The following is a 21725-nucleotide window of genomic DNA, read 5'->3' as shown; positions in this document are numbered from 1 at the left end:
GCCGTGCTCTGGACCTAATGTGATGGGGCGTCAGTTCGTGGGGCCGTCGGTCCCCGAGGGGAAGGGAGCCCGCCGATGGACGCCGCCCTCACCGCAGAGCAGCACGCGATCCGCCGCACGCTGAGAGACCTCCTCGCCCGGAGCGGAGGGCCCGAAGCGATCCCCGCCGCGGTGCGCACCGCCGAGGGCCACGACCCGGACCTGTGGCGCAGGCTCGCCGAGGAGCTCGGGCTGCCGGGCCTCGCGCTCCCGGAGGAGTACGGCGGGGCCGGCTGCGGGGCCACCGAGTCGGCCCTCGTGTGCGAGGAGGCCGGGCGCGCCCTGCTGCCCACACCGCTGCTCGCCACCTCCAGCCTCGCCGCGCCCCTGATCGCCGCCCTCGGCACCCCGGACCAGCGGGCCGCCCTGCTGCCCCGGATCGCCGCCGGCGACCTCACCGCCGCCCTGGTCCTGCCCGGCGGCTCGCTCGCCCTCGCCCTCGGCCTCATCGGCGACAACCTCGACGGGGCCTGGGCGGGCGGCGGCCGGGCCGGGGGGATCCAGGCCCGCGAGGAGCGGGGCGCCCGGCTGCTCTACGGGGAGGCCGAACGGGTCCTGGACGGGCACAGCGCCGGGCTGCTCGTGGTCGCCGCCCACACCGGGGGCTACCCGCGCAGCCGTACGCAGCTGTTCCTGGTCCCCGGCGACGCGCCCGGGGTGGTCCGCACCCGGCTCACCGCCCTCGACGAGACCCGCCCCCTGGCCCGCGTCGAACTGCGCGAGGCGCCCGCCGAACTCCTCGGCGCGGACGGCACCGCCGACGCGGCCGGGGCTCTCGCCGCCACCGGTCGCACGGTCGCCGCGCTCCTCGCCGCCGAAGCGGTCGGGACGGCGGCGAGCGCCCTGGAGCGCACCGTGGAGTACGTGAAGACGCGCGAGCAGTTCGGCAGGCCCGTCGGGTCGTTCCAGGCCGTCAAGCACCGCATCGCCGACCTGTACGTACGGGTCGAGGCGGCCCGGTCCGCCGCCTACCACGCCGCCCGCGACCCGGAGGCCGGACCGCTCGCCCTCGCCCAGGCGCTGGAGGCGGCCCGGATCACCACCGGCGAGGCCATCCAGTTGCACGGCGGCATCGGCTTCACCTGGGAACACGTGGCGCACCGCTACTTCAAGCGGGCGGCCGGCGACGAGCTGCTGTTCGGCCCGGTCCACCGGCTGCGCGACCACGCGGCGCGACGGGCCGGCCTCTTCGGGGCCGATCGGGTGACCCCCGCCGCCGGGGCGACGGCGCTCGCCGCGACGACGGCGCTCGCCGGGCCCGGGGCCGCGTCCGGTGCTGAGGCCGGGGCGGGCTCCGCGTCGCCGCCGGGCGTCGCGTCGCGGGCGGGCTCCGCGCACGGGGCGGGCGTGTGATGGCCCACGACCGCGACCACGACCGCGACCACGACCGTGACCGCGACCGCGACCGAGCCCACGACCGAGCCCGCACCCACGACCGCGACCGCGACCGAGCCCACTCCCGAGACCGCGCCAGCGGGTCCGCCCCGGCGCCCGGCCGGGGTGTCCGGCTGGTCCAGCGGGTCTCCGCGACCCGCGCCTTCGCCCGGACCGCCCCGCACGTGGTGCCCGTCCTGGACCGGGCCGTGCACCGGCTCACCCGGGGAAAGGTGCTGCTCAGCGCCCGGATGCTGCCGGGGCTCGTCCTCACGGTGCCCGGGGCGCGCACGGGCCGCCCGAGGACGACCCCGCTCGCCTGCATGCCGGAGGGGAAGGTGGAGGGCGCCTGGATCCTGGTCGGCAGCAACTTCGGCCGCACCGGTCACCCGGCCTGGACCGCCAACCTGCTGGCCCGCCCGGACGAGGCCGTCGTCAACTGGCGCGGCCGGGACATCCCCGTACGCGCGACCCTGCTGGAGGGCGAGGAGCGGGCCCGGGTATGGGAGGCGGCGCTCGTGTTCTGGCCGCCGTACGCGGCGTACCAGCGGCGGCTGGAGCGGGAGATCCGGCTGTTCCGGCTGGAGCGCCGGTAGGGGGTGGGCGGGCCGAGACCCGCCCCGGGTACGCCGACGGCGGACCGCCCGCTGGGTGCGCGGGCGGTCCGCCGCCGGTGAGACAGGACGTGGAGGACGCGGCCGACGTGGCCGACGTGGGCATCCGGCAGCCGGGGCGTACGGGACCGATCGGTCCCCGCGCCCCGGCCCGCTTACTTCGTCGGCTTCTTGCCGGTGATGCCGAGGTGGACCAACAGCGCCAGGTTGGGCCGCAGTTCGGCCTGCTTCACGCCCCAGGTGGTGAAGCCCTTCTGGTGCGAGGCGACCGCCGCCAGCATCGCCACCAGGGAACCCGCCATCGCCGCGGGGCTGACGTCCTTGTCGACCTTGCCCTTGCTCTGGAGCTCCTTCACGGAATCCGTGAGCGAGTTGGTGACCGAGTTCAGGATCTTCATGCGGATCTTGTAGAACCGCTTGTCACCCTCGGCCGCGCCGAGGTCGATCACGCGGAGGATCGCGTCGTTGTGGCGCCAGAAGTCGAGGAACCCCTCGACGAGTTGCTCGGAGGTCGTCCAGCCGGCCTTGCCGACCCACGAGCGGCCGGCGACCAGTTCGGTCAGTCCGGCCCCCTCCTTGGCGACCTCCTCGGCGATTTCGAGGACGGCGCCCTCCACGTCGGGGAAGTACTGGTAGAAAGTCGCGGGTGAAGTCCCGGCCTTCCGGGCGACGTCGATGACTTTGACGTCCCGGTACGGCGAGGAGCTGAGCATCTCGCTGAGGCAGTCGAGCAACTTCTGCCGCGTCGCCTGACCGCGTCGACCGGCCACGCGGCCGTCGACGGTGCGTACTTGTCCTGTCATGCCGTCAGCTTACCGAGGGGTGTCGGGAGCGCGATTCGGCCGACTGCAAATGGGGAACGCCCCAGGATCAGCGGGGTGTGGGGGCAGCGAGCGATGCTTTTCGGCCGCCGACACGCGGGGTGCGGATGGGCGGCGCCGGGCCCGCGGGCGGGGTTCGCCGGAGCCGGAGGCGGTGCGGCGTCAGGCCGGTGAGGCGGAGGTGCGGTCCGGCGTAAGTGTTATCAACAGCCTGTGGACAACGCCGGTGGACAACCTTCGTTCATGGAGTGGACGCCCCCTTCACCGATCGGGCAAACGTTCCCTATGGGTGCGTTCGGGGCGCGCGGGTCCGGGTGCGACGCTACGTTGACTGTGACGGGCATCACCACATCACTGCCTCGCCGCGTGAGCACGTGAGCACATCGGTACGCGAGCACGTGAGCGGGTCAGCACGTGAACAGGTCCGTACGTGAGCACGCGAACACGTCACCGCGCCACCGCGACGGAAGGACCCGGTCCCATGGCCGCATTCGCGCATTCCGCGCCGTGCTGGGCGGACGTGCAGCTCTCCGACCTCGAAGCGGGCAAGCGCTTCTACGGCGGACTCTTCGGCTGGACCTTCCGGGCGGGCGACGGCATGCCCTTCGCCGACGCGTTCAGCGGGGGCCGCCTGGTGGCCGCTCTCGCCGCCAAGAAGGACGGCCGGATGCCCACGACCTGGGGCGTCTACTTCGCCACCGACGACATCCGGGCCACCGTCGCCGCGATCCGCGAGCACGGCGGCCAGATCATCACCGAGCCGGTCCGGGCGGGCCGCGCCGGGATCGTGGCCCAGGCGGCCGACCCCGGAGGCGCGGTCTTCGGACTCTGGCAGCCGGAGGAGCGCGAGGGCTTCGAGAAGCAGAACGAACCCGGCTCCTTCTGCTGGACCGAGGTGTACACCCGGCAGCCGGACCGGGTGGACCCCTTCTACGAGAAGGTCTTCGGCTTCCGGGGCACCGACCTGGACGAGACCGGTCACGACGTCTCCGACGACGCGGAGGCCCTGGTCGACTTCCGCATGTGGTCCCCCGAGGGCGTCGAACCCGGCCCGGACACCGCGATCGGCGGCCGCAGCGTCATCACGGACGCCTTCCCGGCCGAGCTGCCCAGCTACTTCCTCGTCTACTTCGCCGTCGCCGACTGCGACGCCGCAGCCGAACTGACGGTGCGGCTCGGCGGGCGGGTCGCCCAGCCGCCCTTCGACATCCCCTACGGACGGATGGCCGTCCTCCACGACGACCAGGGCGCCGTCTTCGCCGTCCTGCAGCCCACCGAACTCCTCCCGTAGCCCGCACTCCCGCCGGTGGCCCGCACTCCTCCCGTGGCCCGCACTCCTCCCGTAACCGCCGGGCCGCCCCCGCAGTAGCCGTCGAGGCCGTACGGGAAGCGCCCAGGGGCCGTACGGGACGGGAGCGCCCGGGGCTGTCCGGGCGACCGCGCGCGGCCCGGTGTGCGGGGATACGGGACGAAGTGACATGGGACACCCCGATCCGCCCCCGGGTTCGCAACCGGCGGCCGGGAAGGGAAGAATCGGGGTGCGTACCGCCAGGCGATGCCCAGTGGTGAGACCCTGCACAGGGGCGCGCTGAACAGGGTGGGATTCGACCGGCGGTAATCCGCGGACTTCGTCGCCGAGGTCCGTTACGGGGAGGTGGCAGGCAAGTGGTGGAGCAGCTGACGCAGCACGACCCGAGACGGATCGGCCCGTTCGAGGTGCTGGGACGGCTCGGCGCCGGCGGCATGGGGCTGGTCTATCTCGCGCGCTCGGCGTCCGGCCGGCGCGTGGCGATCAAGACGGTGCGGACCGAGCTCGCCGAGGACCAGCTCTTCCGGGTCCGCTTCACGCGCGAGGTCGAGGCCGCCCGCGCGGTCAGCGGCTTCTACACCGCCGCCGTGGTCGACGCCGACCCCCGCGCCGCCGTGCCCTGGCTCGCCACCGCCTACGTGCCCGCCCCCTCGCTCGAAGAGATAGTGAACGAGTGCGGGCCCATGCCGACCCAGGCCGTGCGCTGGCTGGCCGCCGGCATCGCCGAGGCCCTCCAGTCCATCCACGGCGCGGGCCTCGTCCACCGCGACCTGAAGCCGTCGAACGTCCTCGTCGTCGAGGACGGCCCCCGGGTGATCGACTTCGGCATCGCGTCCGGCGTCTCCAACACCCGGCTGACCATGACGAACGTCGCCGTCGGCACGCCCGCGTACATGTCGCCGGAGCAGGCCCGGGACTCCCGCAGCGTCACCGGGGCCAGCGACGTCTTCTCGCTGGGCTCCACCCTCGTCTTCGCCGCCACCGGGCACGCCCCCTTCCACGGGGCCAACCCGGTCGAGACGGTGTTCATGCTGCTGCGCGAGGGGCCCGACCTGGAGGGGCTGCCCGACGACCTGCGGCCGCTGATCGAGTCCTGCATGCAGATGGACGCCACCCGGCGGCCCAGCCCCGCCGACCTCCAGGCCCAGCTCGCCCCGCACCTCTTCGCCTCCGGCAGTGACGACAGCGGTACGGCCTCCGCCTGGCTCCCGTCCCGGGCCACCGCGATGATCGAGGCCCGCCGGGGCGGCGGGCGCACCGCGCTGCCCGCCGCCCCGGTGGCGCCCCCGCCGCCCCCGAGGCAGCCGCCCCGGGCGCCCGAGCGGGACACCGCCTGGCGCAGCGGGGCCGATCTGCGCTCCACCTCCCCGCTGGCCTCGCCGTCGCCGCTGGCCGGGACAGCGGGACCGGCCTCCGCCGTCGCCGCGGCCACGGACGGCGGGCCCGTCCAGCTCGCCGGCGCGAAGGTGCCGATCGGCCCCGGACCGCGCGCGGGCGAGGTGCGCGGGGCCGCCGCCGCGCATCCGGCCGCCGCGACCGGCTGGGTCCGGCCACCCGCGGGAGTGAACGGTTCCGCGCCCGCCACCGGCTCCGCCGCCACCGCCCCGGTCCCGGCCCCCGGTACCGCCCCGGACGGCTCGGCGCCGGTCCCGGACCGCTGGCGGCCCTGGCGGTTCCGCATGTCCAACGACGTGTGGGGCACCCCCGTCGTCTCCGGCGACCTGCTGTACGTGACGTCCTTCGAGGTTCACGCGCTGGACGTGGGCAACGGGCGGCGCCAGTTCAAGACCCGGGACGTCGCCTGGGCGATGGCCGTCGAGGGCGGCCGCATCCACGCGTCGGACGGCCCGTCGCTGTACGCGCTGGACGCGGCGAGCGGCGCGGAGCAGTGGCGCCTGCCGACCGACGCCTGGGTGTACGCGCTCAAGGCCGACCGGGGCACGGTGCTGACCGCGACCCGGGGCGGCGGCGTCCAGGGCTGGGAGGCCACCAACGGCGACAAGCTGTGGGAGGTCACCGGCGCGCAGAGCGACTTCGAGACGGCGGAGGCCGGGCCGGTCATCCACGACGGCACGGTGTACATCTGGCAGGACGCCCGGCTGCGCGCGCTGGACGCCCGTACGGGCATCGAGCGCTGGTCGTACCCCATCGGCGACGCGGCCTCCTGCGGCGGCGTCCCGGTCCGGGTCACCCCGGCCCAGGACGGCTACGTCTACATCGCGGCGGGCACCCGGGTGCTGGCGGTGGAGACCGGTTCCGGCCGGGTGCGCTGGCACTTCGAGGCCCCGGCGGTGTTCCTGTCGCCGCCCGCGTTCGCGCCGGGCCCGGCGGTGACCGGCGGCGGGGTCTACCTCGCGGACTACCTCGGCACCGTGTACGCGCTGGACGCGACGACCGGCAAGGACCGCTGGCGGATCGCCACGGAGGCGCGTTCGTCCATCGAGCCGGTGCTGGTCGCGGTGGGCAACGTGCACGTCGGCAGCGGCAGCGCGCTGTACACCCTGGACGCGGTCACCGGCACCCCGAAGTGGCGCTTCGCGGCGGGCGGCGACGTGGTGGGCGCGCCGGTGGTGGCCGACGGCCGGATCCACTTCGGCTCGGCGGACCACGTGCTGTACACCCTCGACGCGGCGGGCGGCCAGCTCCGCTGGAAGCTTGCGACGGGCGGGGAGATCACGGGATCGCCGGTGGCCCAGGCGGGCGTGGTGTACGCGTGCAGCAAGGACCGCTGCGTCTACGCACTGGACGCCCTGAAGGGCACAGGCACCGGCAACCGGGCCCGCACCTGAGCCCACTGCCCCCTCCAGGCCCCGGGCCCACATCGGGCCCACCCGGCGCACCTCCGGCCCGCCCGGCGTTCGAGGACGTACGTCCCCGGCCCGGCGCCCCGTCAGGCCGGTGGGGGCCGGTGCGGCGGGTGTACCGGGTCGCGGGGGTCCTCGCCCGCCGCAGGGTCGCCGGGGTGGGGGTCGCCGGGGGCACGGGGGTCGGGGCCCGTGTACGGGTCCACCTCCGGTTCCGGCCACGGCGACGTCTGCACGGACATCCCCGGCTCCCGCGTCGGCGGCCACGTGTCCACCTGGTCCGCCGGCGGCACGGCGAACGGTTCCCCGGACGGCTGGTCACGCCTCCGCTCCCGCCCCGCACCCCGGCTCCGCCGGCCCCGCATCAGCGCCGCCCCGATCAGCATCAGCACCCCGCCGGCCAGCGCGTTCACCACCCCCACCCGCAGCCCCGACCCGTCCCCGGACACCGCCAGCGACCCCGCCGCCTGCCCCTGGCGGACCATCCACAGCACGGTGAAGCCGAGCACCACGGCCCCGGCGAACGCGGTCACGAGCCGCGACCGGAGCACCGCGCCCAGGACCACCAGCGCCGCCGCCGCCAGGAACGGCAGCAGGATCGAGACCAGCACCCCCGACTCCGTGAGGGTGATCCCCTCGAAGAGGTCCCGTACCCGGTAGTCGCGCCCGAGCCGCCCGTCGTACCAGGGGCGGAACGGGCTCAGCACGGCCGAGGCCGCCCCGGCCAGGGCGACGAGGGAGCCCAGGAGGTTGCGGATCATCGTCGGGCCTCCAGGGCGTCGTCCGGCGTGTGCACGGGCCCCCGCAGCCGACGCTACGCCCGGACGATCACCCCCGCCACGCAGACCATGACGGGATCGTGACAGGGTCATGACCCAGACGGGAGGTCGCGCACGGCATGCTGAGGGCGACGACGCACGCCGCTGACGCGGTCGACGGCCAACGACATCCAAGGGGGGCTGCATCCATGATGCGGCGACAGATGAAGCTCGCGGCGGTTCTGGTCGTGGTGGTGCTCGCGCTCACCGGATTCTCGACCGCCGGCAAGAGCCGGGGCGGCAAGAGCGGCTCCGGCAGCAGCTCCGGCGGCGGCTGCTCCAGCTCGAAGAAGAGCAACAACGGCTACCGCCACACCGATTACAGCGACGACGACTACGACGACTCGTCGTCCTCCGGCTCGTCCGGCTCCTACGGAACTCCGACGCCCACCGCGTCCGACGCACCCGCCGTGCGGGTCATCCGCTGCGCCGCGCCCCGCAAGGGCAAGCGCAAGGCGGTCACCTCGTCGATGGTGGAGCTCCGGGCGGAGGAGCCGGGCTCGCAGGAGTACGAGATCGACGTCCGCTTCCTCGACGGTTCGGGCCGGACCGTCGACACCGCCGAGACCACGACGATCGTCGACGGCGGCGACGTGCGCACCCTCACCGTCCGGATGGAGAGCCCCGGCAAGGTGTCCCGCGTCAAGCGCTGCGAGGTCACCGCGGTGGCGCTCTGACCAGAGTCTCCTCGGCCGGTGGGGGAGCGGGGCCCGCAGGCCGGTTCTGACCGGTGCGGCAGCGGGCCCGCAGGCCGGGCTTTCGGGCGGTACGGGAGCGGGGCCGGCGGGCCGGGCTTTCGGCCGGTACGGGAGCGGGGCCCGCAGGCCGCCGCGGACGGCCCCGCCCCTACCGGTGGCCCGGCTACCGGTGGCCCCTGCTGCCCGCACCCGCCCCGCCCCCGTACGGCTCACCGCACGCGCGGGGGTCCGTCCCCGGCCCGGCCCCGGCCCTCGAACAGCTCCGCCTGGCGGTCCGGCGGCAGGTTGCCCAGCGCGATCAGCGCCGGGGCGTGGGCCATGGCCTGGGTCCGGGCCGCCTCCTTCGCCGACCACACCGCCCGGACCGTGCCCTGCACCGCCTCGGTCGGGTACCCGGCGATCACCGTTGCCGCCCGCAGCGCCGCCGCCACCGCGCCGCCCGGCTCCGTCACCTCGCTGACCAGCCCGACCGCGTACGCCCGTTCGGCGCCCACCCGCTCCGCCGTGCCCATCAGCGCCATCCGGGCGACCTCCCCGAACGGCATCCGCTGGGCCATCGCCACCGCCTCGTACGCCGAGACCATCCCGTACGCCGTGTGCGGGTCGAAGAACGTGGCCTCGCGGGACGCGACGACGAACTCCGCCTCGCCCAGCAGGTAGAACGCCCCGCCGCACGCCATCCCCTCCACCGCCGCGACCACCGGCTTCCACAGGTCGTTGGCCTTCGGCCCGATCCGCAGCAGCGGGTCGTCGACCGCGTACGGAGACGGGGGCTGCGGGACCGTGACGCCCCGGTCGATCCCCGTGCAGAAGGCGCGCGTCCCCGCCCCCGTGAGGACCACCGCCCGCACGTTCTCGTCGTACCGCAACGCGCCCCACAGCGCGGCGAGTTCGCCGGCCGTCTCCAGGTCGATCGCGTTCAGCTTCGCCGGCCGGTCCAGGGTGACCAGCGCGACCCCGCTCTCCTTGTCCCGCTCCACGCGCAGGGCCACCGCTCAGCGCTCCAGCAGCCAGCGGACCAGGGTGACCGAGCCGTCGGGGCCGGCGGGGCAGAAGACCGCCCGCACCGGAGCCCCGATCCGCAGCCGCGCCGGATCGACCGAGTTCAGCGGGGCGTCGGCCGAGACGACGACGTTCCCGGCGAGCCGGATGTGCGGGGCGTCCACCAGCTCCACCAGCACCGCGTTGTACGGGGCCTGTTCGGCGTAGGCGGGGAGCAGCGGCGGATGCGGGACCACGTACGACCAGACGCGGCCGCGCCCGCTGGTCTCCCGCCACGTGCTCGCGAACGATCCGCAGTGCGGGCAGCAGGGCCGGGGCGGGAAGCGGAGGGCGCCGCAGGCGGGGGCGGCGCACGCCTGGACGCGCAGCTCGCCCCGGGCGGCGTACTCCCAGAAGGGCGCGCCGTCCTCGTCGGGGACGGGCAGCAGGAGGGAATCGGTCATGGCGTTCTCCTCAACTCCTCAGCAGGACGGCGGAGGTCGGCACGCCCTCCCCGGCGGTGACCAGGCAGGTGGCGGCGTCGGGGACCTGGGCGGTGGAGGTGCCGCGCAGTTGCTTCACGCCCTCGGTGATGAGGTTGAAGCCGTGGACGTACGCCTCGCTCAGCCCGCCCCCGCCGGTGTTGAGCGGCAGCCGTCCGCCGATCTCCAGCGCCCCGCCCTCGGTGAACGCGCCGCCCTCGCCGCGCCCGCAGAAGCCGTAGCCCTCCAGGGAGAGCGGGACGAGCGGGGTGAACGCGTCGTAGATCTGCGCCACATGGACGTCGTCCGGCCCGAAGTCGGCGTGCTTCCACAGCTGTCGGGCGGCCGTCCAGGCGGGCCCGGCGAGCGGGTCGTCGTTCCAGTAGTTGACCATCCCGTGGTGCTGGGCGGGCAGGCCCTGGGCGACGGAGTGGAGGTAGACGGGCCGCCGCCGGCAGTCGCGGGCGCGCTCGGCGGAGACGATGACGCAGGCCAACGCCCCGTCCGTCTCCAGGCAGTTGTCGTAGAGGCAGAGCGGTTCGCTGATCCAGCGGGAGGTCATGTACATCTCGCGGGTCAGCGGGCGTTCGTACATGATCGCGTCCGGGTTCTGGTTGGCCCGGTTGCGGCAGGCGAGCGCCACGTTGAAGAGGTGGTCGCGGGTGGCCCCGTACGTGTGCATGTACCGCCGGGCCAGCATGCCGATCTCGTCGGCGGGCCGCAGCAGTCCGTAGGGGCGGGTCCACTGGGCGGGGGTGGGGAGTTGGACGGCGGTGTTCTTCCAGGGGCGTGGTCCCGAGCCGCGTTTGCGCGACCGCCAGGCGACGCCGACGCTCGCCTGCCCGGTGGCCACGGCGGCGGCGAGATGGGCGAGCGTCGCGCACGAACCCCCGCCGCCGTAGCCGACTTTGGAGAAGAAGGTGACGTCCCCGGCGCCGATCGCCTTGGCGACCTCCACCTCGTCCGTCTCCTCCATGGTGTACGAGGCGAAGCCGTCGACCTCGGACGGCGCGATCCCGGCGTCATCGAGGGCGGCCATGATCGCCCGGCAGGCGAGCGTCTTCTCGGACTCCGGAAGCCGTTTCGCGAAGGCCGTCTGTCCGATCCCGGCTATCGCCGTCGCGTCCTTGAGCGTCGCCATCCGCTGACCTCCCGCACCGTCGCCCCTGCTGACAGCGGCAGAGGCTACCGCTAATCTGACGGATAGTCAGCTAGTGCGGCGGCGGAAGGCGGGCGCGTGATGCGGGGCGACGAGGAGTGGGGCACCATCCCCGGGCTGGTGCGGGCGGCGGCCGAGCGGTACGGGCCGGCCGAGGCGGTGGCGGACGGCCGGACCCGCCTCTCCTACGCCGAACTGGGCGAACGGGTGGAGCGCGCCGCCGCCGCGTGCGTGGCCGCCGGGATCGGGCCGGGCGACCGGGTCGCGATCTGGGCCCCCAACACCCCGGACTGGATCGTCTGCGCGCTCGGGGCCGTGACGGGCGGGGCGGTGCTGGTCCCGCTGAACACCCGCTTCAAGGGCACGGAGGCGGCCCGTATCCTGCGCCGCAGCCGGGCCAGGCTGCTGTTCGTCACCGGCACCTTCCTCGGCACCTCGTACGTGGCGTCCCTGCGGCGGGCGGAGGTGGAACTGCCGGACCTGGAACGGGTGGTGGTGCTGGCGGACACCGCGCCCGAGGACTACACGAGCCGGGCCGACTTCCTGGCGGCGGGGGAGCGGATACCGTCCTCGGCGGTACGGGAGCGGGCGGCGGCCGTCGCCCCCTCGGACCCCTCCGACATCATCTACACCTCCGGCACCACGGGCGCCCCCAAGGGCGCGGTCATCACGCACGCGCAGACGCTGCGGGCGTACGCGATCTGGAGCGAGCTGGCGGGTCTGCGCGAAGGCGACCGCTACCTCATCGTGAACCCCTTCTTCCACACCTTCGGCTACAAGGCGGGGATCATCGCCTGCCTGATGAGGGGCGCGGTGATGGTGCCGCAGCCGGTGTTCAACGTGGAGACCGTGCTGGCGAACATCGCCGCCGAGCGGATCTCCGTCCTGCCCGGCCCGCCCACGCTCCACCAGTCCCTCCTGGACCATCCGGCGCGCGCGGCCCACGACCTCTCGGCGCTGCGCCTGGTCGTCACCGGGGCGGCGGTGGTCCCGCTGCGACTGGTGGAGCGGCTGCGCGACGAACTGCGCATCGCCACGGTCCTCACGGCGTACGGCCTCTCGGAGGCGAGCGGCATCGTCACCATGTGCCGCCGGGGCGACGCGCCGCGGACCGTGGCCACCACGTCCGGCCGGGCCATTCCCGGCACCGAGGTCCGCGTCCTGGCCGCCCCCGGGGAGCCCGGCGAGGTCCAGGTCCGCGGCTTCACCGTGATGAGCGGCTACTTCGAGGACCCGGAGACCACGGCCGCCGCGATCACCCCGGACGGCTGGCTCCGCACCGGTGACGTGGGCGTCCTGGACGAGGCGGGGAACCTGCGGATCACGGACCGGATCAAGGACATGTTCATCGTCGGCGGCTTCAACGCCTACCCGGCCGAGATCGAGCAGCTCCTCGGCCTCCACCCGGACGTCGCCGACGTCGCGGTGATCGGCGTCCCCGACCCGCGACTGGGCGAGGTCGGCAAGGCGTACGCGGTCCGCCGCCGGGGTGCGACGCTCACGGCGGACGACCTGATCGCCTGGTCCCGCCGGGAGATGGCGAACTTCAAGGTGCCGCGCACGGTGGAGTTCGTCCCGGAGCTGCCGCGCAACGCGAGCGGCAAGGTGCTGAAGGGGGAGCTGCGCGAGCGCTAGCGGCCGGGGCCCGCCCCCGGCGCACCCGACGCGAGGCCCGCCCCCCCCCGGCGACCTGGCCCGCCCACGCCTCTCCGCGCCCTCCCTTGCCGTCATGAACCATCGGTGTCACCATTGGTTCATAAATGCGGGAACGAGCGTCTGTGAGGTGCGGAGCCATGGTGGGCGACAGGAAATGGGCGACCGGAGCCGGTGTGGCGGCGGCGGTCGCCGCCGCGGCGGGCGTGCGGTGGGTCTGGCGGCACCAGGACGAGCTGATGCTGCGGCCGCCGCTCAACGAGTGGACGTTCACGCACATGTCGCTGCTGCTGCCGACGGAGACGGTGCCGCGCGCCGCCCGTCCGAGCCCGCTGCCCCGCGCGCCCCGGCCGCCGGCCTTCACGTACGAGTGGGACGGGGAGCGGCGCACCCTGGCCGACCTGCACGCCCGGACGCGGACGACGGGGTTCGCGGTGGTCCACCGGGGGCGGCTGGTGCACGAGGAGTACCCGGGGCGCTTCGCCGGGCCGGACCGCCGGTTCCAGCTCTTCTCGCTGACGAAGTCGGTGACCTCGGCGCTGGTGGGCATCGCGCTGGAGGACGGCGCGATCGGCTCGGTGGACGACAAGGCCGTCACGTACTGCCCGCAGCTCGCCGGTTCGGCGTTCGACGGCCCGACCGTCGACGACCTGCTGCACATGAGCAGCGGCGCGGGCGGCGAGGAGGACTACGAGGACCCGGACGCCCCGGTCAACCGGCTGATGCGCGCGGTCGCCGGGCAGGGCGGCACCGTCCTGGAAGCGGTGCGGTCCGTGCGCCCGCACACCACGCCGGGGACCTGGTTCAACTACTCGACGCTCGACACCCAGGTCCTGGGCTGGGTCCTGGAGGCCGCCACCGGCCGGACGCTGGCCCAGTACGCCGCCGAGCGGCTGTGGGGTCCGATCGGGGCGGAGTCCGACGCCTACTACGTCCTGTCGCGCGGGCTGCCGCGTACGGCCGTCGGCGGCGGCTCGTTCAACGCGGCGGTACGGGACATGGCCCGGTTCGGGCTGCTGATGGCCCGGGGCGGCCGGTGGGACGGCGAGCAGGTCGTCCCGGCGTCCTGGGTCGAGCGCGGCCGCGGGGCGGGCCTGCCGCACCTGGAAACCGGCGCGCTCGGCGACAGGTACCCCGGCCACTACGGGTACGCCAACCAGTGGTGGACCCTCGGCGGCGAGCGCCGCGCCTTCACCGGCCTCGGGATCTACGGCCAGTTCCTGTGGGTCGACCCGGAGGCGGACGTGGTGGTGGTGAAGACCAGCGCCTGGCCGGTGGCGGACGACCCCGCGCTCGACGGCGAGACCGCGGCGGCGCTCACCGCGCTCGTGGACGCCCTGGCGGCGGAGGCGTGAGCCCGTACGGCGGGAGGGAGCGGGGCCGGGACGCGGCGCACCGCACCCGGTCGCACCCCTCCCGCCGGCCCGGCCGCGTACGGCGCCGACTCCCTAGGATGAAGGCATGACGCACGCCCCCGACAGCCCGGCCCCCCGACCCGCCGGCGCCAGGCGCGGGCGACCCCCGTCGAACACGCTCAGCCGGGCGCGCATCCTGGACGCGGCGCAGGCGGTGCTGGAGGGGGAGGGGCCGGAGGCGCTGACGCTGCGCAGGCTCGGCGCCGACCTCGGGTCCAACCACACGGCGGTGCTGCGGTACTTCTCCGGCAAGGACGACATCCTGCTGGGCCTGGCCGAACGGCTGATCGCGGAGGCCGTCGACGGCTTCGAACCGGGCCCGGCCTGGCGGGACACCCTGACCGACCTGGCCCGCCGGGTCCGCCGGGCCTGCCTGGCGCACCCGGCCCTGGCGGTCCTGGTCGCCTCCCGGGTCTCCCGGCGCGACGCGGAGTTCCGGGGCGCGGACCTGGTGATCGGGGCGCTGCGGGAGGCCGGTTTCGGCCTCGAGGAGGCGGCCCGCTCCTACCGCGCGCTGGTCGACGTCGCCCTGGCGATGAGCTCCTTCGAGGCGGCCTCCGCCGTCCTCGGCGGCGCCGAGCGGGAGGGCGACCGGATGGCCTGGCAGCGCGAGTACCTCGCGGCCCCCCCGCAACGCTTCCCGCACCTGGCCGCCGTGGCGCCGTTCCTGGCGCGGGCCGACGAGGACGACCAGTTCGAGTTCGTCATGGACCTGCTGCTGAACGCGGTGGAGGCCCGCGCCGGGCAGGGGGAGTAGCGGGCGTCCGCCTCGGGGCGGGGGACGCCTGTCCGGCTTCACCGGCGAGAGCGACGGCGACCCGACCGGACCGCTCCCGGACACGCGTGCGGGGCCCGGGAGTCTCCCCCGTCCCGGGCCCCGCACGTTCCCCCGTACCGCGACCGCGGCGCCTCCCCCGAGGCGTTGCCGCGACCGCTTCCCCCTGGGGCCCCGCTCAGCGCGGGTCCGGCCCCGTCATGTGGCTGTCCAGCGGCTTCACCGCGGGTTCACCCGTCATGTGGCTGTCCAGCGGCTTCACCGTGGGCTCGCCCGTCATGTGGCTGTCCTCGGGCTTGATGTCGCCGCCGGTGCCGGGCTCGGCCTGGGGCGGCTTGATCTTCTTCGCTTCGCTCATGGGTGAACTCCGTAGGTCGGTGCTTGGGGCTGTTGGCGAGGCCCGTCCGGCTGCTCCCCCGTTGGCTGCCGGACGGGCCCATCAGAGCCGTTCACCTTAGTGCTCGGTTCCGCTGCCGCGACGTCTGCCCCCCGACGCGACGTTGCGACAGGACAAGGCTGCTCGACGGCGATAAACGAACGATGAACGTGCTGTCAGGCTTCGCCGACGAAGCCCGCCGGCGAGAGAAGGCGGGCGACGGACTCGCTCTCCGGGGCGTCCAGCCGCTCGAAGACGGAGAGCGCCTCCTGCCAGCAGACCTGGGCCCGATCGGCCTGGCCTATGCCGTGCAGCGCCCGGCCCAGCACGGTGAGCACATTGGCCCGCCGCCACTCGCCCCCTATGCGGAGCAGCACGGTCAACGCCTGTTCCGCCAGGGGGGCTGCCTGTGCCGGGCGTTCGGCGGTGAGCTGGACCTCGGCCAGCCGGAACAAGGTCATTCCCTCCCAGAGGCGCTGACGGCTCTCCCGGAAGACGGCCAGAGCCTCGGTCAGCCGTCCCTCGGCCTCCTCCGGCCGATTCGCACGGGCCAGTGCCAGCCCGAGCGCGTAGCGGCCGTTCGCCAGGCGCAGGGTGAGGCCCATCCGGTTGTAGAGGGCGACGCCCTCCTCGGCCAGCCGTACCGCACTGTCCGTCCGGCCCATGGCGAGGCGGACCCGGGAGAGGTTGCACAGTGCGCTGGCCTCGCCCGCCTGGTTCCCGTCCGCGCGGAACGCCGCGCACGCTTGGCCCAGCAGTTCCTCGGCCTCGGTCTGCCGGTTGCGGTAGCCGGCGATGATGCCGAGCTCGTTGGGCGCGTTGCAGTGGGTCCAGACGTCCTCGATCGACGGCGCGAGCAGCATGGCCCTCCGGGCCTCGTCCTCCGCCTGGTCGAAGCGGCCCGCCATGCTGTGCACCTGCGCGAGCGTCGTGCGTGCGCGAGCCTCGGCGTGCGGGTCCCCGACCGCCACCGCGGCGTCCCTCAACACTGTCGCCGCCGTCTCGAACTGACGTGCGTTCGCCCCTGATTCGGCCAGATCCTTGGCGGCCAGCAACAGATCCACCGCACGGCGTATCGAGTCGGGGCCGGGGTTCTGCCGTACGCAGGCGAGCAGGCAACCCGCCTCCGAGTAGAGCCAGTCGAGCGCCCGGCCGTGATCGGTGAACGAGAGCCCCTGGTAACGCGGCGCTTCGAGATGCTGCACGGTCCGGTCCCCCGGCCGCTCCAGCGCGTACACCCCCACCGCCGTCGCCAGGTAGAAGTCCAGCAGCCGCGAGAGCGCCGACTCCCGGGCCGCCGCCTCCTCGTCCCGCTCCGCGCACGCACGCGCGTAGAGGCGCACCAGGTCGTGGTAGCGGTAGCGGCCCGGCGCGGCCGACTCCACCAGGCTCGTGTCGACCAGCGCCTCCAGCAGGTCCTCCGCCGCGTGCGGGTCCCGGTCCAGCAGGGCCGCCGCCGCGGCGAGCGAGATGTCCGGGCCGTCCGCCAGCCCCAGCAGCCGGAAGGCGCGCGCCTGGGCCGGCTCCAACTGGCCGTAGCCGAGCTCGAACGTGGCCTTCACCGCCAGGTCGCCCGCCTGCAGCTCGTCCAGCCGCCGCCGCTCGTCCGCCAGCTTGGCGGCCAGCACCGACACCGTCCAGGTGCGCCGGGCCGCCAGCCGGGAGGCGGCGATACGGATGGCCAGGGGCAGGAAGCCGCACGCGGCCACCACGTCCAGCGCCGCGTCGCGCTCCGCCCCCACCCGCTCCGCGCCGACGATCCGGGTGAAGAGCTGGAGCGCCTCCTCGGGGGACATCACGTCCAGGTCCACCAGGTGCGCCCCGGCCAGGTCCACCATCCGCACCCGGCTCGTCACCAGCGCCGCGCACCCCGGCGTACCGGGCAGCAGCGGGCGGATCTGGGCGGCGTCGTGCGCGTTGTCCAGGAGGACCAGGACGCGCCGGCCGTCCAGCGTCGAGCGGTACAGCGCGGCCCGCTCGTCCAGCGTGTCCGGGATCGCGGAGTCCGCCGTCCCGAGCGCCCGCAGGAACGAGCCGAGCACGGTCTCCGGCTCCGCCGCCCGCGCCCCCGCCCCCTGGAGGTCCACGTAGAGCTGCCCGTCCGGGAAGTGGGGACGGGCCTGGTGGGCGACGTGCACCGCCAGCGTCGTCTTGCCGACGCCGCCGATCCCGGCGACGGCGGAGACGGCCATCACCGAGCCCTCGGCGGTGGCCAGCCGGCCGCCCAGCTCCGTCACGAACGCGGACCGCCCGGTGAAGTCGGGCACCGTGGCCGGCAGTTGCGCGGGCCGCAGCGGCGCGGGCGCCGGGGCCGGTTCGTCCGCCGGGCGGGCCAGCTCCTCGTCGGCCCGCAGGATGCGCTGCTGGAGCCTGCCCAGCTCGGGGCGCGGGTCGACGCCCAGCTCCTCCGCGAGGAGCCGGCGGGTGTCCGCGTACACCGCGAGGGCCTCCGCCTGCCGGCCGCTGCGGTACAGCGCCACCATCAGCAGCTCGCGCAGCCGCTCCCGCAGCGGGTGCGCGGCGGTCAGCGCGGTCAGCTCGGAGACGGCCTCCGCGTGGCAGCCGACCTCCAGGTCGAGATCGAGCCGGGTCTCGGTGAGCTGGAGCCGCCATTCCTCCAGCCGGGTCCGCTGGTTGTCCGCGTACGGCCCCGGCACCGACGCCAGCGCCTCGCCGTCCCACAGGCCCAGCACCTTGTTGATCAGCGTGCGCGCCTGGCAGCGGTCCCCGGCGACGCGGGCCTTCTCCGCCTCGGCGGCCAGGTCCTGGGCCAGCGTCAGGTCGAGCGCGCCCCGCCCGACGCGGATCGCGTAGCCGCCGGACTCGCTCACCAGGGCGTCCTGGCCCAGCGTCTTGCGCAGCCGGGAGGCGTACGTACGGATCGTGGCCAGCGCCTGCGAGGGCGGGTCCTCGCCCCAGAACGCGTCGATCAGCTCGTTCGCGGTGGCCGTCCGCCCCTCGCGCAGCAGCAGGGCGGCCAGCAGCGCGCGCTGCTGGGGGGAGCCGGACGGGAGCAGCTCGGAGCCGCGCCGGACCCGTACGGGTCCTAGCACGGTGAACCTGAGGGTGTCCGTCGTACCCGGTTGCTCCGGAGCGCGCTGCTCCGGAACGCGCACGCGTGGCCCGTCGTCGCGGTCCATTGCTGCCCCCTAGTCCTGCTCGCCTGCCGGTCCCGCTCGTCCGCGGACCCCGCCGGTGGTGCCCGCGGCCCGCATGCCGGCCCGAGCGGGGAAGGGCGTCGAGGCGTCCGGACGGCGCGGTACCGCTGGTATCGCGCTCAACAGTCTGCCTTGTTCCGGGCGGACTCGTCAGCAGTGGGTGACGCTCTGCACAAGCCCTCGACAACGATTCGGGAACCACTCGGCCCGCCCGCCGTCCGGCCGATGCGCGCACACTAGCTGACGGTTCGTCAGATCGGCGCTACCGTGGAACGCATGGAGACCTTCCCGAAGATCATCTCGGTGGACGACCACACGGTGGAGCCCCCTCATGTCTGGCGGGACCGGCTCCCGTCCAAGTACGCGGACACGGGGCCGCGCGTCGTCCGCGCACCGCTGAAGGACATGACCTTCCTGGGCGGCAAGTTCGCGCCCGTGATGGGGGCGAAGGGCGACGACGGGCCGATCGGCGACTGGTGGGTGTACGAGGACCTGCACCGACCGCTCACCCGCCTGGACACCGCCGTCGGCTACGACAGGGACGAGATCAAGCTGGAGGTCATCACCTACGAGCAGATGCGTCCGGGCTCCTTCTCGGTCCCCGACCGGCTCGCCGACATGGACGTCAACCACGTCCAGTCCGCGCTCTGCTTCCCCACCTTCCCGCGGTTCTGCGGGCAGACGTTCACCGAAGCGAAGGACCGCGAGCTGGGGCTCCTCGGTGTGCGCGCGTACAACGACTGGATGGTGGAGGAGTGGTGCGGCCCCGAGGCGCGCGGGCGTCTCGTCCCCCTCACCCTGATCCCGCTGTGGGACGCGGAGCTGGCCGCCGCGGAGGTCCGGCGCAACGCGGCACGGGGCGTGCGCGCTGTCGCGTTCTCCGAGATACCTCCCCATCTCGGGCTTCCGTCCATACATGCGGACGACTGGGATCCGTTCCTGGCGGCCTGCGACGAGACCGGCACCGTGATCGCCATGCACATCGGCTCCTCGTCGCGGATGCCGTCCACCTCCGCCGACGCCCCGCCCGCCGTCGGTTCCACCATCACCTTCGCCAACTGCTGCTTCTCGATGGTCGACTGGCTGATGAGCGGCAAGTTCGAGCGCTTCCCCAACCTCAAGATCATGTACGCGGAGGGGCAGATCGGCTGGATCCCGTACATCCTGGAACGTGCCGACGTGGTCTGGGAGGAGAACCGGGCCTGGGGCGGCGTCGCCGAGAAGGTCCACCGGCCGCCGTCCGAACTCTTCGCCGAGCACGTGTACGGCTGCTTCTTCGACGACGCCTTCGGACTCAAGAACCTCGACGCGATCGGCGTCGGCAACGTCCTGTACGAGACCGACTACCCGCACTCCGACTCCACTTGGCCCCGCTCCCGCGAGGTCGGCGAGGAGCAGATGGGCCACCTCGCCCCGGACGTCGTCGACCGGATCGTGCGCGGCAACGCGATCGAGCTGCTGGGGCTCACGGAGGACGGGCTCTGGGCGGGGGCGTGACGCGGGGGAGCGGGCGCCTGCGCGTCGGGCCCGCGTGAGGTCGTACGGCCCGTACGGGAGGTGAGCCGCCGGCCCACCTCCCGTACGAGGCCCGGACGATGCCCGTACGAGATCCGACGAGATCCGACGAGATCCGACGAGATCCGACGAGATCCGTACGGCACCCGTACCGGAGTCGTACGAGGCCGTACGCGCCCCGTACGGCCGAGGCGTCAGGCCCTCGTCACCGGCTCCTGGAGTTCCGTCACCCAGCCGCCCGGGTCCGGCGGGCACTCCAGGGTGACCTCGCGGGCGTACCCGGTGGAGCGGTAGCCGTGCGCCTCCAGCCAGCGGGCCAGGGTCTGGGCGGTCGGCAGGACGTCGTCCATCGCGCCCCGGTGCACGATCGTCGCCGCCTCGAACGCCGGCAGCTCCACCACCTCCACCCCGGTGTCCCCGACCGGGCCCACCGGGCCCGTGACGGCCACCCCGGCGTGCACGGTGACCGCGCCTCCGCCCTCGGGGGCCTCCTCGTACCGGGCGATCCCGGGGCCCGCGGGGCGGACGCCCGCGCCCTCCAGGAGCGGGAAGAGCCGCTCGTACAGCGGACCGATCACCGGCCCGATGTGGTGCGGCCCGTAGCTCTCGGCCGTCCCGGTCAGCTCGGCCACCCGGACCGCCGGAACGGTCTTGATCACGACGTCGTCGGCAGGCATGCGCCCCTCGCTCTCGATCGACCGGAGCCTCGCCTCGACCCCGGCCAGCCGCGTCGCCGCGGCGGCCATCGCCTCCTCCAGCTCGGCCCGGCGCAACCGCAGCATGCCGCGCAGCTCCTCCGGTCCCACCTGCTCGTCCAGGACGGCCGCCACCTGCTGGAGCGTGAAGCCGAGGTCCTTGAGCGCGATGATCCGGTTGAGCCGGGCGAGCTGGGCCGCGCCGTACAGGCGGTAGCCGGTGGCGGGGTCGGTGCGGTCCGGGTGCAGCAGCCCGACGGCGTCGTAGTGACGCAGCATCCGGGGCGACACCCGCCCGTACCTGGCGAAGTCTCCGATGGTGAACATGATGGCTCCACTGCACCCCTTCACACGGGGTCAAGGTCAAGGGCGGCCGGAAGCCGGGCCCGCGCGGCACGGCCTGGGCCCCGTACGCCGCCACCGTCCCGCCTCCGCCGGGGGTCCGGCGGAGGCGGGAGCCCCGGCACAGGCAGGAGCCCCGTTCCTCCGCCGAAGCGGGGGAGCGGGGCTCCTTGGGTACTGCTATGTGCGGCCGCGATCGGCCGACCTGGGCAACCAGGGTGTGTCCGGTGGATCAGGATCGGATACGTCGTGGACCCGGTCAAGATCCTCCGGGCGCGCCCTAGGCCGGGGTGACGTTCTCAGCCTGCGGACCCTTGGGTCCCTGAGTGACGTCGAAGTTCACGACCTGGTTCTCCTCGAGGGAGCGGAACCCGGACGCGTTGATCGCGGAGTAGTGAACGAAGACATCCGGGCCGCCGCCGTCCTGGGCGATGAAGCCGAAGCCCTTTTCAGCGTTGAACCACTTGACGGTTCCGGTAGCCATAAGCCCTCCTTGGGCCAAAGGGTTGCCCTGCTCCAGAACCTGCAAACAAGTCTGAAAACTACAAAAGCCTGCGGGTCACATGCTCCGCAGGCTCTGTACTGCAAGGGAAACCAAACTGCAACTTGGCGGCGAGCCTAGCATGGGGTCTCGGGCCTGCGGTAGAGGGAAAGATCACTTCACCCATACGTTTGAAAGCCCCGCCGGACGTTCGGC

Annotated in this window: 18 protein-coding genes; 9 read left to right on the top strand and 9 right to left on the bottom strand. The window is 74.1% G+C overall.

Going from position 1 to position 21725, the window contains the following annotated elements:
- The first annotated feature begins 75 nt into the window (after nt 1-75).
- A complete protein-coding gene (locus IF19_RS0118185; protein WP_078580654.1) occupies nt 76-1392 on the top strand; it encodes an acyl-CoA dehydrogenase family protein in 1317 nt (438 codons plus the stop codon).
- Nucleotides 1393-1547: 155 nt separating this feature from the next.
- Nucleotides 1548-2009 (top strand): nitroreductase/quinone reductase family protein, encoded by a 462-nt coding sequence (locus tag IF19_RS0118180; RefSeq protein WP_030112978.1) that lies wholly within the window; start codon nt 1548-1550, stop codon nt 2007-2009.
- 173 nt (nt 2010-2182) lie between these two features.
- Here the strand turns inward: IF19_RS0118180 and IF19_RS0118175 are convergent, their stop codons facing one another.
- On the bottom strand, nt 2183-2830 hold the full coding sequence (locus IF19_RS0118175; protein WP_006126763.1) for a TetR family transcriptional regulator: 648 nt from the start codon (nt 2828-2830) through the stop codon (nt 2183-2185).
- 499 nt (nt 2831-3329) lie between these two features.
- On the opposite strand from IF19_RS0118175, the gene IF19_RS0118170 reads away from it, so the two are divergent.
- Both IF19_RS0118170 and afsK read left to right on the top strand, forming a co-directional pair.
- The gene (locus tag IF19_RS0118170) at nt 3330-4139 is read left to right on the top strand and encodes a VOC family protein (protein WP_030112977.1); all 810 of its coding nucleotides are present in this window, start codon (nt 3330-3332) and stop codon (nt 4137-4139) included.
- A 374-nt stretch (nt 4140-4513) separates the two neighbouring features.
- Nucleotides 4514-6946: a protein serine/threonine kinase AfsK gene (gene afsK / locus IF19_RS0118165; protein ID WP_030277589.1), complete on the top strand. Its 2433-nt coding sequence runs from the start codon at nt 4514-4516 to the stop codon at nt 6944-6946.
- Nucleotides 6947-7047: 101 nt separating this feature from the next.
- On the opposite strand, the gene IF19_RS0118160 is transcribed toward afsK, so the two are convergent.
- Nucleotides 7048-7722 (bottom strand): hypothetical protein, encoded by a 675-nt coding sequence (locus tag IF19_RS0118160; protein ID WP_030112973.1) that lies wholly within the window; start codon nt 7720-7722, stop codon nt 7048-7050.
- A gap of 206 nt (nt 7723-7928) precedes the next feature.
- Here IF19_RS0118160 and IF19_RS0118155 point away from each other — a divergent pair, with 206 nt between their 5' ends.
- A complete protein-coding gene (locus tag IF19_RS0118155; protein ID WP_030277587.1) occupies nt 7929-8456 on the top strand; it encodes a hypothetical protein in 528 nt (175 codons plus the stop codon).
- 230 nt (nt 8457-8686) lie between these two features.
- Here IF19_RS0118155 and IF19_RS0118150 read toward each other — a convergent pair whose 3' ends face one another.
- From IF19_RS0118150 to IF19_RS0118140, 3 genes are read right to left on the bottom strand one after another with little or no spacing between them, the layout of a single operon-like run.
- Nucleotides 8687-9469, bottom strand: a complete 783-nt coding sequence (locus IF19_RS0118150; RefSeq protein WP_030112971.1) for an enoyl-CoA hydratase/isomerase family protein — start codon at nt 9467-9469, stop codon at nt 8687-8689.
- A 3-nt stretch (nt 9470-9472) separates the two neighbouring features.
- Entirely contained in the window at nt 9473-9922 is a 450-nt protein-coding gene (locus IF19_RS0118145) for a Zn-ribbon domain-containing OB-fold protein (protein ID WP_030112970.1), read from the bottom strand.
- A 10-nt stretch (nt 9923-9932) separates the two neighbouring features.
- Nucleotides 9933-11081 (bottom strand): lipid-transfer protein, encoded by a 1149-nt coding sequence (locus IF19_RS0118140; protein ID WP_030277585.1) that lies wholly within the window; start codon nt 11079-11081, stop codon nt 9933-9935.
- A gap of 99 nt (nt 11082-11180) precedes the next feature.
- Between IF19_RS0118140 and IF19_RS0118135 the strand changes: the two genes are divergently transcribed.
- The 3 genes from IF19_RS0118135 to IF19_RS0118125 all read left to right on the top strand — a co-directional run bounded on the left by IF19_RS0118135 (nt 11181) and on the right by IF19_RS0118125 (nt 14924).
- Nucleotides 11181-12734 (top strand): FadD3 family acyl-CoA ligase, encoded by a 1554-nt coding sequence (locus IF19_RS0118135; protein ID WP_030112967.1) that lies wholly within the window; start codon nt 11181-11183, stop codon nt 12732-12734.
- Nucleotides 12735-12892: 158 nt separating this feature from the next.
- Complete coding sequence (locus IF19_RS0118130; RefSeq protein ID WP_030196629.1) at nt 12893-14107, top strand: serine hydrolase domain-containing protein; 1215 nt, start codon at nt 12893-12895, stop codon at nt 14105-14107.
- A 106-nt stretch (nt 14108-14213) separates the two neighbouring features.
- Nucleotides 14214-14924 carry a TetR/AcrR family transcriptional regulator gene (locus tag IF19_RS0118125; RefSeq protein WP_030112966.1) on the top strand — a complete coding sequence of 237 codons (711 nt, stop codon included), beginning with the start codon at nt 14214-14216 and terminating at the stop codon, nt 14922-14924.
- 196 nt (nt 14925-15120) lie between these two features.
- On the opposite strand, the gene IF19_RS0118120 is transcribed toward IF19_RS0118125, so the two are convergent.
- Both IF19_RS0118120 and afsR read right to left on the bottom strand, forming a co-directional pair.
- Entirely contained in the window at nt 15121-15300 is a 180-nt protein-coding gene (locus IF19_RS0118120) for a hypothetical protein (RefSeq protein ID WP_030112965.1), read from the bottom strand.
- Between the two features lie 194 nt (nt 15301-15494).
- Complete coding sequence (gene afsR, locus IF19_RS0118115; protein ID WP_030277659.1) at nt 15495-18458, bottom strand: SARP-family global regulator AfsR; 2964 nt, start codon at nt 18456-18458, stop codon at nt 15495-15497.
- A gap of 294 nt (nt 18459-18752) precedes the next feature.
- Here afsR and IF19_RS0118110 point away from each other — a divergent pair, with 294 nt between their 5' ends.
- The gene (locus tag IF19_RS0118110; protein WP_030112962.1) at nt 18753-19973 is read left to right on the top strand and encodes an amidohydrolase family protein; all 1221 of its coding nucleotides are present in this window, start codon (nt 18753-18755) and stop codon (nt 19971-19973) included.
- A 212-nt stretch (nt 19974-20185) separates the two neighbouring features.
- On the opposite strand, the gene IF19_RS0118105 is transcribed toward IF19_RS0118110, so the two are convergent.
- Together IF19_RS0118105 and IF19_RS0118100 are read right to left on the bottom strand one after the other, a co-directional pair.
- Nucleotides 20186-21013 (bottom strand): MerR family transcriptional regulator, encoded by an 828-nt coding sequence (locus IF19_RS0118105; RefSeq protein WP_030112961.1) that lies wholly within the window; start codon nt 21011-21013, stop codon nt 20186-20188.
- Between the two features lie 295 nt (nt 21014-21308).
- Nucleotides 21309-21512 (bottom strand): cold-shock protein, encoded by a 204-nt coding sequence (locus tag IF19_RS0118100; protein ID WP_003967102.1) that lies wholly within the window; start codon nt 21510-21512, stop codon nt 21309-21311.
- Between the last annotated feature and the right edge of the window lie 213 nt (nt 21513-21725).

Origin of the sequence: Streptomyces californicus (assembly GCF_000717645.1) — a bacterium.
GTDB lineage: Bacteria > Actinomycetota > Actinomycetes > Streptomycetales > Streptomycetaceae > Streptomyces > Streptomyces californicus.
Note: the sequence above shows the minus strand (reverse complement) of the source record. Positions and strands in the feature narration are given on the sequence as shown.

Excerpts from the sequence above, each read along its gene's own strand:
- IF19_RS0118185 (WP_078580654.1), top strand. The coding sequence starts at position 76 with ATGGACGCCGCCCTCACCGCAGAGCAGCACGCGATCCGCCGCACGCTG.
- IF19_RS0118175 (WP_006126763.1), bottom strand. The coding sequence starts at position 2,830 with ATGACAGGACAAGTACGCACCGTCGACGGCCGCGTGGCCGGTCGACGC.
- IF19_RS0118170 (WP_030112977.1), top strand. The coding sequence starts at position 3,330 with ATGGCCGCATTCGCGCATTCCGCGCCGTGCTGGGCGGACGTGCAGCTC.
- IF19_RS0118160 (WP_030112973.1), bottom strand. The coding sequence starts at position 7,722 with ATGATCCGCAACCTCCTGGGCTCCCTCGTCGCCCTGGCCGGGGCGGCC.
- IF19_RS0118155 (WP_030277587.1), top strand. The coding sequence starts at position 7,929 with ATGATGCGGCGACAGATGAAGCTCGCGGCGGTTCTGGTCGTGGTGGTG.
- IF19_RS0118145 (WP_030112970.1), bottom strand. The coding sequence starts at position 9,922 with ATGACCGATTCCCTCCTGCTGCCCGTCCCCGACGAGGACGGCGCGCCC.
- IF19_RS0118140 (WP_030277585.1), bottom strand. The coding sequence starts at position 11,081 with ATGGCGACGCTCAAGGACGCGACGGCGATAGCCGGGATCGGACAGACG.
- IF19_RS0118135 (WP_030112967.1), top strand. The coding sequence starts at position 11,181 with ATGCGGGGCGACGAGGAGTGGGGCACCATCCCCGGGCTGGTGCGGGCG.
- IF19_RS0118130 (WP_030196629.1), top strand. The coding sequence starts at position 12,893 with ATGGTGGGCGACAGGAAATGGGCGACCGGAGCCGGTGTGGCGGCGGCG.
- IF19_RS0118125 (WP_030112966.1), top strand. The coding sequence starts at position 14,214 with ATGACGCACGCCCCCGACAGCCCGGCCCCCCGACCCGCCGGCGCCAGG.
- IF19_RS0118120 (WP_030112965.1), bottom strand. The coding sequence starts at position 15,300 with ATGAGCGAAGCGAAGAAGATCAAGCCGCCCCAGGCCGAGCCCGGCACC.
- afsR (WP_030277659.1), bottom strand. The coding sequence starts at position 18,458 with ATGGACCGCGACGACGGGCCACGCGTGCGCGTTCCGGAGCAGCGCGCT.
- IF19_RS0118110 (WP_030112962.1), top strand. The coding sequence starts at position 18,753 with ATGGAGACCTTCCCGAAGATCATCTCGGTGGACGACCACACGGTGGAG.
- IF19_RS0118105 (WP_030112961.1), bottom strand. The coding sequence starts at position 21,013 with ATGTTCACCATCGGAGACTTCGCCAGGTACGGGCGGGTGTCGCCCCGG.
- IF19_RS0118100 (WP_003967102.1), bottom strand. The coding sequence starts at position 21,512 with ATGGCTACCGGAACCGTCAAGTGGTTCAACGCTGAAAAGGGCTTCGGC.